Source organism: Streptomyces sp. NPDC001480, from assembly GCF_042894725.1.
In the GTDB taxonomy this organism is placed as follows: Bacteria; Actinomycetota; Actinomycetes; order Streptomycetales; family Streptomycetaceae; genus Streptomyces.
Genome location: NZ_JBIAVX010000005.1, coordinates 238,187 through 249,939, shown reverse-complemented (window position 1 = coordinate 249,939; position 11,753 = coordinate 238,187). Strand labels below are relative to the sequence as shown.

At 72.1% G+C, this 11,753-nt stretch carries 12 protein-coding genes and 1 pseudogene; 8 read left to right on the top strand and 5 right to left on the bottom strand.

Going from position 1 to position 11,753, the window contains the following annotated elements:
- Nucleotides 1-2 precede the first annotated feature (2 nt).
- From ACFY01_RS14060 to ACFY01_RS14045, 4 genes are all read left to right on the top strand, one after another.
- Nucleotides 3-356 carry a cytidine deaminase gene (locus ACFY01_RS14060; protein ID WP_390735968.1) on the top strand — a complete coding sequence of 118 codons (354 nt, stop codon included), beginning with the start codon at nt 3-5 and terminating at the stop codon, nt 354-356.
- A 224-nt stretch (nt 357-580) separates the two neighbouring features.
- Nucleotides 581-1,054 carry a hypothetical protein gene (locus ACFY01_RS14055; RefSeq protein WP_390735967.1) on the top strand — a complete coding sequence of 158 codons (474 nt, stop codon included), beginning with the start codon at nt 581-583 and terminating at the stop codon, nt 1,052-1,054.
- A 157-nt stretch (nt 1,055-1,211) separates the two neighbouring features.
- Entirely contained in the window at nt 1,212-2,540 is a 1,329-nt protein-coding gene (locus tag ACFY01_RS14050; protein ID WP_390735966.1) for a beta-xylosidase, read from the top strand.
- 98 nt (nt 2,541-2,638) lie between these two features.
- On the top strand, nt 2,639-3,664 hold the full coding sequence (locus tag ACFY01_RS14045; RefSeq protein ID WP_390735965.1) for a WxL protein peptidoglycan domain-containing protein: 1,026 nt from the start codon (nt 2,639-2,641) through the stop codon (nt 3,662-3,664).
- On the opposite strand, the gene ACFY01_RS14040 is transcribed toward ACFY01_RS14045, so the two are convergent.
- The gene (locus ACFY01_RS14040) at nt 3,558-3,896 is read right to left on the bottom strand and encodes a P-II family nitrogen regulator (protein WP_361797268.1); all 339 of its coding nucleotides are present in this window, start codon (nt 3,894-3,896) and stop codon (nt 3,558-3,560) included. The two genes, ACFY01_RS14045 and ACFY01_RS14040, sit on opposite strands and share 107 nt — an antisense overlap.
- A complete protein-coding gene (locus ACFY01_RS14035; RefSeq protein WP_390735964.1) occupies nt 3,893-5,212 on the bottom strand; it encodes an ammonium transporter in 1,320 nt (439 codons plus the stop codon). The genes ACFY01_RS14040 and ACFY01_RS14035 overlap by 4 nt, the downstream gene beginning before the upstream one ends.
- A gap of 174 nt (nt 5,213-5,386) precedes the next feature.
- Between ACFY01_RS14035 and era the strand changes: the two genes are divergently transcribed.
- From era to ACFY01_RS14020, 3 genes and pseudogenes are all read left to right on the top strand, one after another.
- Complete coding sequence (era, locus tag ACFY01_RS14030; protein WP_390735963.1) at nt 5,387-6,340, top strand: GTPase Era; 954 nt, start codon at nt 5,387-5,389, stop codon at nt 6,338-6,340.
- A gap of 215 nt (nt 6,341-6,555) precedes the next feature.
- Nucleotides 6,556-6,687 (top strand): annotated as a pseudogene (locus ACFY01_RS14025) (hypothetical protein); the annotation flags it as partial.
- Between the two features lie 202 nt (nt 6,688-6,889).
- The gene (locus ACFY01_RS14020; RefSeq protein WP_390735962.1) at nt 6,890-7,321 is read left to right on the top strand and encodes a DUF6183 family protein; all 432 of its coding nucleotides are present in this window, start codon (nt 6,890-6,892) and stop codon (nt 7,319-7,321) included.
- Nucleotides 7,322-7,326: 5 nt separating this feature from the next.
- Here ACFY01_RS14020 and ACFY01_RS14015 read toward each other — a convergent pair whose 3' ends face one another.
- Nucleotides 7,327-8,178 carry a helix-turn-helix transcriptional regulator gene (locus ACFY01_RS14015; RefSeq protein ID WP_390735961.1) on the bottom strand — a complete coding sequence of 284 codons (852 nt, stop codon included), beginning with the start codon at nt 8,176-8,178 and terminating at the stop codon, nt 7,327-7,329.
- A 136-nt stretch (nt 8,179-8,314) separates the two neighbouring features.
- On the opposite strand from ACFY01_RS14015, the gene ACFY01_RS14010 reads away from it, so the two are divergent.
- Complete coding sequence (locus ACFY01_RS14010; RefSeq protein ID WP_390735960.1) at nt 8,315-9,169, top strand: NAD-dependent epimerase/dehydratase family protein; 855 nt, start codon at nt 8,315-8,317, stop codon at nt 9,167-9,169.
- A 10-nt stretch (nt 9,170-9,179) separates the two neighbouring features.
- Here ACFY01_RS14010 and ACFY01_RS14005 read toward each other — a convergent pair whose 3' ends face one another.
- Together ACFY01_RS14005 and ACFY01_RS14000 are read right to left on the bottom strand one after the other, a co-directional pair.
- Complete coding sequence (locus ACFY01_RS14005) at nt 9,180-10,433, bottom strand: MFS transporter (protein WP_390735959.1); 1,254 nt, start codon at nt 10,431-10,433, stop codon at nt 9,180-9,182.
- The gene (locus ACFY01_RS14000) at nt 10,430-11,743 is read right to left on the bottom strand and encodes a GH1 family beta-glucosidase (protein ID WP_390735958.1); all 1,314 of its coding nucleotides are present in this window, start codon (nt 11,741-11,743) and stop codon (nt 10,430-10,432) included. The genes ACFY01_RS14005 and ACFY01_RS14000 overlap by 4 nt, the downstream gene beginning before the upstream one ends.
- Nucleotides 11,744-11,753 lie beyond the last annotated feature (10 nt).

Below are 11,753 nucleotides of genomic sequence, written 5' to 3'. Positions count from 1 at the left end.
GCATGACCGACAGCAACGCGCTCGACCCCGAGGACCGCAAGATCGTCACCCTGGCCCGCTCCGCGCGGGCCCGCAACGGTGTGCCGGAGGGCGCGGCGGTGCGGGACGAGACGGGCCGTACGTATGTCGCCGGGAGCGTGGCCCTCGACTCCCTCCGGCTCAGCGCCCTGCGGACGGCGGTCGCGATGGCGGTGGCTTCCGGGGCGAAGTCCCTGGAGGCGGCGGCGGTGGTGACGGACGCGGAGACCCTCCCGGCGGATGACCTCGCGGCCGTGCGGGACCTCGGCGGGGCGGGGACGCCGGTGCTGGTGGCCGCGCCCGACGGCACGATCCGGCTGACCGTCCCGGCGAGCTGAGGCCCCTGGGGGCTCCGCCCCCAGACCCCCGGCCTGAGCCCACCCACCAAAAGTGAATGGCCGGAATGCAACCTTGCAAGCGCTTGCCCGCCGCGCATCAATGAGACTCGTCACTTCCGACGGACCGTCAGATTCGAGCCGTCGTGCAGTTGACCGCACCCACCTGCCGAGACCGACGGCCCGTCGACGCGCATTCACAGGCGACGGGAAGGAAGTTCATGCCCATGAGAGGCAAGCGCGCAAGTACGGGTGCGGCACTGCTGGTCGGGGCCCTCGCGGTCACCGGACTGGCCTTCGCGCCCTCCGCGGCCGCCGTCACTCCGACGTCGGCGACGATCAACGCCAGTTGCGGGCTGTTCGGTGGTGGGGCGGCCACGCTCACCGCCACGCAGAGCGGCACCTCGGCCACCATCACCCTCACGTCCACCGCCATCACCACACCGCTCGCCCTGGCGAAGGACTCGATCACGTCCAAGCTCACCATGGTGAAGAAGAGCGGCGGCACGACCGTCTTCACCGGGACGAAGAATCCGGCCATGGCCGCCGGGGACCCCGTGACGGTCGGCCCGCTCAGCGGCACCGTGGCCTCCGGCGACAGCCTGGAGTTCTACGGCGGCTCGCTGGTGATGACCATCTTCGGGATCAACGTCACCTGTACGGCGACCGCGAAGCAGTCCCCCGGCCCGTTCGTGTTCTGAGCACTCGCACTGAGCCATCCGCTCCGGATGCCGCAGAACTGATGATCCGTCAGCTTTCTGCGGCATCTGCATTGACTTCTCACGCTGCCTCCTCATCAATGGCCCCCTGTCGGCGCAGCCGAGCCGCTGCGCCCGCATCCCTCAGGAGGGGGCAAGCATGGGTCCGACACTCCGAAGACCGCGCCGGCGCCGCTGGGCGTCGCTGCTCGCGGTGACGACGGTCGCGGTCACCGCGGGCGGGGCGCTGGCCTGCCCCGCGGGCGCGACCGGCACCAACGTGGACTACGCGACGCACTGCATCCCGCCCGCCATCGCGGGCCTCCCGCCGATCGACGGCACCACCACGGGGAACGTCTCGGTGGACAACACCAGCCCGAAGGTCGGCGACACGGTCACCGTGACGTACACCGTGGTCACCCCGGCCGCCAACAACCCCACCGACCTGGCTCTGCCCGCCGACATCATGACCCCGACCGGCAAGGTCACCCTCAGTGGCGCGCAGACCGGGGACGTGACGGTGGCGGGGCCGAAGAAGAACGACCCGGTGCCCGGCAAGGGCGTCTTCCCGTCGTTCTCCATGACCGGCACGTTCAAGGTCACCTCGCCCGGCGCGATCAAGCTCTCGCCCGGCGACTACAACATCCACACCAGCTACATCCTGGAGCTGGACACCCCGTGCACGGTGACCAACCCGCCCGCGCCGGTCTCCGAGACCGTCACCGCGACGGACTCGGCCCCGGTCAACAACCGTGCCATCACGCTGGGTTCGGCCTCCGGAAACCCCGGTGACAGCGTCACCGTCAACGGCACCGGCTTCACGGCGGGCGCGACCGTCACACTGGCCGGACGCTCCGGGAACGCACAGACCGCGGACACCGCGACCGTGACCGCCGGCACCGACGGCTCCTTCAGCGGCTCGCTCGCCGTCAACGACAAGACGACGACCGGGATCGTGGCGTACGAGGGATCCTCCTGGAGCTCGGAGAAGGGCGCCCCGCCCGCCTCCTACGTCGTGAACGACACCACGCCCGTGCCCGCCGGCAGCCAGAAGCTGACGACGACCGTGAAGGCGGGGACGCTGTCCATGTCCCAGGCCGGGGACGCCGTGTCGCTGTCGGCGGTCGACTTCGGCAAGGGCGGGGCGTCGACGGGTTCCCTCAACACGGTGACCGTCAAGGACTTCCGCGGCGGCCCCGCGGGCTGGTCCCTGACCGGCAAGGTCACCGACTTCACCGGTCCCGGCGCCAAGATCGACGCCGGAAAGCTCAGCTGGACCCCCGCCTGCGCCACCAAGGCGGGCAGCCCGAGCACCTGCAAGGCCGGTTCGGCGGGCACGGTGGGCACCTCGGGAGCGACCCTGGCGTCGACCCCCGACTCCACGCTCACCGGCGGCGAGTTCACCGTCGATGCCGGACTCTCCCTGGACGTACCGGCGTTCACGCCTCCGGGCGCGTACTCCGGCGTCCTCACCCTCACGCTCAGCTGAGCGTACGCGTCACCTCGCCGGTGGCCGGGCGCCCGACCGCACCGGGGCCGCACCCGCCCGACCGCCGACCCGACTCATGCCTGTGGGGGTCCGCACCCATGCGCAAGCCGTACGTCCTCCTCCTGCTCCTCGGCCTGTTCCTGGCCGCCGGGACGGTCCCCGCGCATGCCGCCGACAACGGCAGCTGGTCCGTCTACCCCGTCTCCTCCCGCATCGCCGCCCGGCCGTACTTCTACCTCTCCGCCGACCCCGGCCAGACCATCACCGACAAGGTGGTCGTCGCCAACAAGACCGGCGAGCCCCTGACCTTCCGGCTGTACGCGGCCGACGCCTACAACACCGCCCGCGACGGCGGCTTCGCCGTGCGCACGCTCAAGGAGCGGATGCGGGGCGTCGGCGCCTGGGCGCGGCCCGCGAAGTCCCGGATCACCGTCCCCGGCCACAAGAAGGTCACCGTCCCCTTCACACTGCGCGTTCCCGAGGGCGCCGAACCGGGCGACCACCCGGGCGCGATCGTGGCACTGGACGAACGCGTCGAAAAGGGGCCCGCCAAGGGCGGTGGATCCCTCGCGCTGGGTCTGCAACGGGCCGTCGGCGCCCGCGTCTACCTGCGGGTCGGCGGGCCCACGCTGCCCGCCGTCGCCGTCGAGAACGTCCACGTCACCCACCACCAGCCGCTCGTCCCCGGCCTCGGCGCCAGCACGGCGACCGTCTCCTACACCCTGCACAACACCGGCAACGTCACTCTCGACCCGAAGGTGGAGCTGAAGGCGACGGGCCTGTTCGGCCGCACGCTGCTGGCTCGCGACCTGACGAGGATCCCCTCCGAACTGCTGCCCGGACAGCGGGTGCGGCTCAGCGAACCCTGGCGGGGCGCGCCCCAGCTCGACTGGGGGGACGTGACCCTGACGGCCAGCGCCACCGGCACCCGCGAGTCGGCGAGTGCCTCCTTCCTCGCGCTGCCCTGGCTGGTGGTGGCGGTGGTGTTCGTCGCCGGGGTGGCGGCCGGGGCCCTGCTCAGAGTGCGTCGGGGCCGCGCTCGCCCGTCCGCACGCGTACGACCGTCTCCACCGGCAGAGCCCACACCTTCCCGTCCCCGATCTTCCCCGTCTGCGCGGCCCTGACGATCGCGTCGATCACGTCGTCGGCGACGGCGTCCTCGACGACGACCTCGATACGGACCTTGGGCACCAGGTCGACCCGGTACTCGGCGCCGCGGTACACCTCGGTGTGGCCGCGCTGCCGGCCGTACCCACTGGCCTCGGTCACGGTCAGGCCGTGCACACCGAGTTCCTGGAGGGCGGTCTTGACCTCGTCGAGGCGGTAGGGCTTGACGACGGCGGTGATGAGCTTCATGCCTGGGTGTCGACCTTCTGGGCGGTGGGGACGGACTGGGACACCGGGGCGCCGTGGCCCAGGACCCCGTGATCGTAAGCCGTCTCGGCGTGCACCGTAAGGTCCAGGCCGGTGTACTCCTGCTCCTCGCTCGCCCGGAAGCCCATCGCCTTGTCGAGCAGCTTGCCGATGCCGTACGTCATCCCGAAGGCGTACAGGGCGACGACCACGACGGCGAGCAGCTGCTTGCCGAGCTGGGTGACGCCACCGCCGTAGAAGAGGCCCTCCGTGCCGCCGGTCATCGCCTTCTCGGCGAAGAGACCGATGAGCAGGGTGCCGACGATTCCGCCGACCAGGTGGACGCCGACGACGTCCAGGGAGTCGTCGTAGTTCAGCTTGAACTTCCAGCTCACGGCGTAACTGCACAGGGCACCGGCGGCGAGGCCGACCACCAGGGCGCCCAGCAGGGAGACGGAGCCGCAGGAGGGGGTGATGGCGACCAGGCCGGCCACGGCACCCGAGGCCGCGCCCAGGGTGGTGGGGTGGCCGTCCCGCTTCTGCTCGACGAAGAGCCAGCCGAGCAGACCGGTGCAGCCGGCGGCGAGGGTGTTGAGGAAGGCCGCGGCGGCCAGGCCGTTCGCGCCGAGCGCGGAGCCCGCGTTGAACCCGAACCAGCCGAACCAGAGCAGGCCGGCGCCGAGCACGACCATGGGGAGGTTGTGCGGCCGCATGGCGTCCTTCTTGAACCCGAGCCGCGGCCCGAGGACCAGGCACAGCGCCAGCCCGGAGGCGCCGGAGGTGATCTCGACCGGCAGACCGCCCGCGAAGTCGAGCGCGCCGAGCCTGTCCAGGATCCAGCCGCCCGGGCCCCACACCCAGTGGGCGACGGGAACGTATACGAGCAGCGCCCACACGGGGACGAAGACCAGCCACGCGGAGAACTTCGCGCGGTCGGCGATCGCGCCGCTGACCAGGGCGGCGGTGACGATCGCGAAGGTGAGCTGGAAGGTGGCGAAGAGCAGGGTGGGAACGGTCCCCTGCACGCTGCCCGGGCCGAGACCGGCCATTCCGGCGTGGTCGAGCCCGCCGATGATCCCGCCGCCGATGTCGTCGCCGAAGGCGAGCGAGTAACCCCCCGCCAGCCACACCACCGTCACCAGGGCGATCGACACGAAGCTCATCATCAGCATGTTGAGGACGCTCTTCGTGCGGACCATGCCGCCGTAGAAGAGGGCGAGGCCCGGGGTCATCAGCAGGACGAGGGCGGTGGCGGCGAGCAGCCAGGCGGTGTCGCCGGTGTCGACGTGCGCTGCGGCGTGTGCTGCGGCGAGGGTCACGGGTGTCTCCAACGGTGTGGGGGCTCGTCAGAGCGTCACCGGCGCGCGTTTCCGGTTGCGTACGGGTGTGTTTCCGTGACGTTTCGTTGCGGGTGGGTTTCCGGAACCTCACGGGGAGAACCGGTGGACCCCGGTTGTACGGCGGGGCCCTGTGGATCAGGGACAATGAACGCCATGAGCGTTCGTACCCAGTCATCCGAAGAGTCGGGCGAGACCGTCCACCGTGCCGGCTTCGCCTGCTTCGTGGGCCGTCCCAACGCGGGCAAGTCCACCCTCACGAACGCTCTCGTCGGGCAGAAGGTGGCGATCACGGCGAACCAGCCGCAGACGACGCGGCACACGGTACGCGGCATCGTGCACCGGCCGGACGCGCAGCTGATCCTGGTCGACACCCCGGGCCTCCACAAGCCGCGCACGCTGCTCGGTGAGCGCCTGAACGACGTGGTCCGCACGACCTGGGCCGAGGTCGACGTGATCGGCTTCTGCCTGCCCGCGAACGAGAAGATCGGCCCCGGTGACCGGTTCATCGCCAAGGAGCTGGCCGGGATCCGGAAGACCCCGAAGGTCGCCATCGTCACCAAGACGGACCTGGTGGACTCGAAGTCCCTCGCCGAGCAGCTGATCGCCATCGACCAGCTGGGCAAGGAGCTGGGCATCGAGTGGGCGGAGATCGTCCCGGTGTCGGCGGTGGGCGCCAAGCAGGTGGACCTGCTGGCGGACCTCCTGGTCCCGCTGCTCCCCGAGGGCCCGGCGCTCTACCCCGAAGGCGACCTCACGGACGAGCCCGAGCAGGTCATGATCGCGGAACTCATCCGCGAGGCCGCGCTGGAGGGTGTGCGCGACGAGCTGCCGCACTCCATCGCGGTGGTCGTGGAGGAGATGCTCCCCCGCGAGGACCGGCCCGCGGACCGTCCCCTCCTCGACATCCACGCCAACGTCTACATCGAGCGCCCCAGCCAGAAGGGGATCATCATCGGTCCCAAGGGCAAGCGCCTGAAGGAGGTCGGCATCAAGTCCCGCAAGCACATCGAGGCGCTGCTGGGTACGCCGGTCTTCCTCGACCTCCACGTGAAGGTCGCCAAGGACTGGCAGCGGGACCCGAAGCAGCTGCGGCGGCTGGGGTTCTGAGACGGCGTGTCGGTTCAGGGCCTGCCGAGTACTTCCTCCAGCGCCTCGTCGTAGGCCCGGAACCCGGCCTTGCCCGGCTCCGGTGCGTCCGACTCGGGGCGGAGGATGCCCGGCAGGCGGGCGACCCGCCACATGCTAAGGACGAGCTCGGGCGCGCTCGTGCCGGTCGGGTCCGCCAGGTCGACGCCCCGCCAGACGACCTCACCGACCCGGCGGTGGAGCTGCGGGCCTGTCTGCTGGGCGAGTTGGCGCTGATCGGCGCCGGAGGGGGACGGCCCGCGCTGGACGCGTACGCGGAGGGACTGCGGGAACTGGGGCATCCGTTGGCCCGGCTGCCCAGAACCCGGCTGGACATCGAGCACCGTTTCGGCGTCCGGGTGCGCGGTCTCGGGTCCGTCAAGACGACGGCCCAGCTCCGCGCGCGCTTCCCGGAGGTTCCCCCCTCGGACGGCGGAGCGGCAGCAGCGCGTAAGCGGTGGAGGCGACCGACGACGACCGCGTACGGACGGCCGGCCCTTCACCGCCGGCGGCTGGGCCCGGAACCCCGAGGTGCGCTTCTTCTCGCTGCCGCGTTCGCTCGACCCGGACGACTTCGGCATGTCCTTCCTCCGGGAACTACCCCTGGACTGCCTGGCGGGCGAGGGCACGCGCCATGGTGCCCCCGTCGCCTGCCGGACGACCGCCGACGATGTGCTGAACGAGCTGTTCTCGGCCGCTCGCCACGGCGGGGTGAACGGCACCCCACAGGGCGGCGCCTACGCGCGGCTGTACGCGTGGGACAGCCTGTACGCCCTGCTGGGACTGCCCGTCGACGCCCCGTTCCCGCAGGCCGCGTGGCAGGCCGTCGACCACCGGTGGCTGCGGTTCATGGCGTTCACGGACTGGTTCCACCACGACACGGCGGACCTGGCCTTCGCCGTGCTCGACCCCTCCCGTACGCGGGTCGCGGTCCTGGCGGCGACCGACGCCGGCGCCGCCTGAGGCCGTCAGCCGGCCGGGCTGGGTGTCATGTCCTGCAGGCCCACCACCCGCAACAGTTGAAGCCGTTCGTACGATTCCGTGCCCGGGCGGGCCGTGTGGACGACGAGTTGCTGGTTGTGGTCGGAGTTGACGAGGACCTCGCAGTCGAGTTCGAGGACGCCGACCACGGGGTGCCGGAACCGTTTGGTCGAGGCGCGGCGGACGGCCACCTCGTGTTCGTCCCATAGGCGGGCGAACTCCTCGCTACCGGCGCGCAGTTCGGCGACGAGGGCGGCGGGCTCCGGGTCCCTGGGGCGGGCCGCCGCCACCGCGCGCAGGCTCGCCACCTGCTCACGGGCCCGCTCCGGGCGGTCCTCGGGCGGGAAGAGGTCCTGGGCCGCCGGGTCCAGGAAGAAGCTGCGGAGCATGTTGCGCTCGCGGGGCGGGCGGGCGAGGGCGTCTCCGCTCAGCGCCCGCGACATCGCGTTCTGGGCCAGGACCTCGCCGCAGTCGGTCACCACCAGCGCCGGGGTGTCGTGCAGCCGGTCCAGCACCAGGAGGAGGCCGGGGCGGACGTGGGTGCTCGTCGCCTCCCGGCGCGGCGGCTCCTCGCCGGCGAGGTGGAAGAGGTGGTCGCGTTCGTCCTCCGTGAGGCGCAGGGCGCGGGCCAGCGCGGTGAGCATCTGGCGGGAGGGGCGGGGGCCGCGGGACTGCTCCAGGCGGGTGTAGTAGTCGGCCGACATGCCGGCCAGGGACGCCACCTCCTCGCGGCGCAGCCCCGGCGTTCGGCGGCGGGCGCCGGCCGTGAGGCCCACGTCGGAGGGGTCCAGGCGGGCCCGGCCGCGGCGCAGGAAGTCGGCGAGTTCGGCTCGGTTCACCTCTCCAGGGTGCGGGAGGCCGTCCGGCTTATCCAGGGACTGCCGATCCCCTGATCAGGAGGTCTCTCCCGCCCCCTGTCCCGTCCGCCGAGGCTGGTCGGCGACGACAGGCGACAGAGTGCGTGAGGAGCACATCGTGCTGACTTTGGTGACCGGGACGACGGGACAGGTCGGGCGGCGCTTCGTGCCGAGGCTGCTGGCCCAGCGGCAGCCGGGCGAGCGGGTACGGGTCCTGGTGCGGGACGCGGCCCGCGGCGAGCCCTTCGCGGAGCTGGGCGCCCAGGTGGCCGTGGGGGACATGCGGGACGAGGAGACGCTCGGCAAGGCGCTCGCCGGGGTGGACGCGGTCGTGAACGTCGCCGCCTCCTTCCGCGGGGTGCCGGACGAGGAGGCGTGGGCCGTCAACCGGGACGCGGCGGTGGCCCTGGGCCGCGCGGCGCAGGCTTCCGGCGTGGAGCGGTTCGTGCAGGTCAGCACGGGCAACGTGTACGGCGTCGGACGGGGCCGCCCGCTGACCGAGGAGGACGAGAGCCGGCCCGGCGGCGAGATGTGGGGCGCCTACCCCGAGTCCAAGGCCGAGGCCGAGCGGGAGCTGCTCGCACTGGAGGGCCTGGACGTACGGGTCGGACGGCTCCCCTTCGTCTACGGCGAGGGCGACCCGCACCTGGCGAACTCCCTGCACTGGGCGGAGAACTGGGCCCCGCACCAGCGCCTCCAGATGGCCCACCACGCGGACGTCGCCCAGGGCCTGATGCGTCTGCTGTACGCGCCGGGCATCGCGGGCCGGATCTACAACATCGCCGACGACGCCCCCGTCACGACGGTGGAGCTGTACCGGCTCAACGGGGTCGAGGTCCCCGCCGGGCTCCACGAGCTCACGGACCCCGACCCGTGGTTCGGGATCATGTCCAACCAGCGGATCCGCCGCGAACTCGGCTTCCGGCCCCTCTACCCCAGCGTCTGGACGGCCCGGGACGCCGGCGCCCTCTGAGCCCCGCCTTTCATTCCACCCCCCTGATCCGTCCCACCAGCACCGCCCCCGCCAGCCCGATCACGGCCGCCACCAGGTACAGCACCCGGTAGCCGCCCAGGTACGTCACGATCGGCGCGGCGAGGGCGGGGGCCGCGACCTGCGGGAGGGCGTTGGCGATGTTGATCACGCCGAGGTCCTTGCCGCGGTCCAGCGCCTTCGGCAGGACGTCCGTCATCAGGGCGAAGTCGACGGAGGTGAACACACCGAAGCCGATGCCGAGGACCGCCGCCGCCACGATCGCGCCGGGCCAGGTCTGCCAGCCCGCCAGCGCCGCCGTCGCCACCGCCATCAGCACGCCCGACCACACCACGAACGGCTTGCGCCGGCCCACCCGGTCCGACCACACCCCGCCGACCACGACGGTGGCCAGCAGGGTCACCCCGTTCACCGCGGTCAGGATCAGCACGCCCTGGTCGGGGTCGTGGTGGTGGAGGCGGTCGCGCAGGTAGTACAGGAGGTACAGCAGCACCAGTGCGTTGCTGAGGTTCATCAGGAAGCGGGTCAGCCACGCCCAGCCCAGGTCCGGATACCGGCGCGGGCTCAGCCAGAAACCCGCGAGGAAGCCGTGCCAGGACCACGGCGGGCGGTCCTCGGCGGCCAGCCGCAGATCCTCGTAGCGCCACACGTACGGCAGCACGCCCACCGCCGTGAACACCGCGCAGGCCACGTAGCCCGCCCCGACACCCCCGGCGGCCGTCGCCAGTCCCGTGCCGCCGACCACGCCCAGGATCTGCGCCGCCCCGAGCCAGCCGCCGACCGAGCCCCGCTGGAGCCGGGGCACCCGGTCGGGGACCGCCGCCGTCACCGCGGCGAAGGCCGCGTTGAGGGTCAGCTGGACCAGGCACCAGCCCAGCGTCATCGTGGCCGTCCCGCCCGCGCCCGCGAGGAGGAGCAGGGACAGCGCGCCGCCCGCCGTCCCGGCCACGATCCACGGCGTACGGCGGCCCCGGCGGGACGTCGTACGGTCCGACAGCGCGCCGAAGAGCGGGTTCGCCACCAGCGACACCACCGCGCCGGCGCCCGTCACCCAGGCCAGCATCGTCTCCTTCGACATGCCGGAGCCGGGCGCGAAGTCCTTGGCCTGGGAGGCGAGCAGGATCTGGAGGGGGCCGTACCAGCCCACCCAGATCGCTCCGTTGGCGAGCGAGAGGGACGCCGTCCAGCCCCGGCCGACCCGTTCGACGGGCTCGGTGAGCGCGCCCGGCGGGCGGACGGCTCTCATCTCTGCGCCCGCAGCAGCTCCCGGAACCAGCCGTACGAGGCCTTCGGGGTGCGCTCCAGCGTCGAGTAGTCCACGTGCACCAGCCCGAAGCGGCGCGCATAGCCTTCCGCCCACTCGAAGTTGTCCAGCAGGGACCAGACGAAGTAGCCGCGGACGTCGACGCCCGCCTCGACCGCCCTGTGCAGGGCCCGTACGTGGCCGTCCAGGTAGGCGATCCGGTCCTGGTCGTCGATGCCCTCGTACGAGCAGCCGTTCTCGGTGATGACGATGGGCGGGAGGCGGTCGCCGTAGCGGTCGCGGAAGCCCGTGAGCAGCTCCGTCAGCCCCTCCGGGACGATCGGCCAGCCGAAGTCCGTCACCGGGCGGCCCTCGACGTCCCGTACGGAGAAGGGCAGTTCGGCGGGCATGGTGATGCCGCCGAACTCGATCTCGGTGCCCTGCGGGGCGCCCACCTTCGTCGGGGCGTAGTAGTTGACGCCGTACCAGTCGATCGGCTCCGAGATGACCTTCAGGTCCGCGGTGACGTCGCCGGGCATCAACTCGCCGAGCCCGGACGGGTACTCGCCGAGGATCAGCGGTTCGGCGAAGAGCCGGTTCAGCAGGACGTCGTAGAAGTCCGCGGCCTCGGTGTCGGCGCTCTCCTTCGACGCCGGCCAGGTCGGCCCGTGCGAGTTGGCGATGCCGATGTCGCTCGCGCCGGCCGCGCGCAGCGCCCGTACCGCCAGACCGTGGGCCAGCAACTGGTGGTGGGCCACCGGCAGCGCGTCGAACAGGAGCTTCCGGCCGGGCGCGTGGACGCCGAGGGCATGGCCGAGCAGGGTGTGCTCCGCGGGCTCGTTGAGGGTGATCCATTTCGTCACGCGGTCACCGAGCCGCTCGGCGACCACCGACACGTACTCGGCGAACCGGGACGCCGTGTCCCGCTCCAGCCAGTCCAGCGCGGCCGGCAGGTCCCAGTGGAAGAGGGTCGGGACGGGCCGTACGCCCGCCGCGCACAGCTCGTCCACCAGGCGGTCGTAGAAGTCCAGGCCGCCGGGGGAGTTCACCCGGGGCCAGGAGATCGAGAAGCGGTACGCGTCCACTCCCAGGCCGGCCAGGAGCGCCACGTCCTCCCGGTAGCGGTGGTAGTGGTCGCAGGCCACTTCCGCCGTCGAGCCGTCCTTGACCCGCCCCGGCCCGGCGGTGAACGCGTCCCACACGGAAGGCTCGCGTTCGCCCGCCGCTCCCTCGATCTGGTGGGCCGAGGTCGACACGCCCCACAGGAAGCCGGCCGGGAACCGGGGTATCGGGTTGCCTGCATCAGTCGCCATGGGCGCGATC

Excerpts from the sequence above, each read along its gene's own strand:
- ACFY01_RS14060 (WP_390735968.1), top strand. The coding sequence starts at position 3 with ATGACCGACAGCAACGCGCTCGACCCCGAGGACCGCAAGATCGTCACC.
- ACFY01_RS14045 (WP_390735965.1), top strand. The coding sequence starts at position 2,639 with ATGCGCAAGCCGTACGTCCTCCTCCTGCTCCTCGGCCTGTTCCTGGCC.
- ACFY01_RS14040 (WP_361797268.1), bottom strand. The coding sequence starts at position 3,896 with ATGAAGCTCATCACCGCCGTCGTCAAGCCCTACCGCCTCGACGAGGTC.
- ACFY01_RS14005 (WP_390735959.1), bottom strand. The coding sequence starts at position 10,433 with ATGAGAGCCGTCCGCCCGCCGGGCGCGCTCACCGAGCCCGTCGAACGG.
- ACFY01_RS14050 (WP_390735966.1), top strand. The coding sequence starts at position 1,212 with ATGGGTCCGACACTCCGAAGACCGCGCCGGCGCCGCTGGGCGTCGCTG.
- era (WP_390735963.1), top strand. The coding sequence starts at position 5,387 with ATGAGCGTTCGTACCCAGTCATCCGAAGAGTCGGGCGAGACCGTCCAC.
- ACFY01_RS14055 (WP_390735967.1), top strand. The coding sequence starts at position 581 with ATGAGAGGCAAGCGCGCAAGTACGGGTGCGGCACTGCTGGTCGGGGCC.
- ACFY01_RS14000 (WP_390735958.1), bottom strand. The coding sequence starts at position 11,743 with ATGGCGACTGATGCAGGCAACCCGATACCCCGGTTCCCGGCCGGCTTC.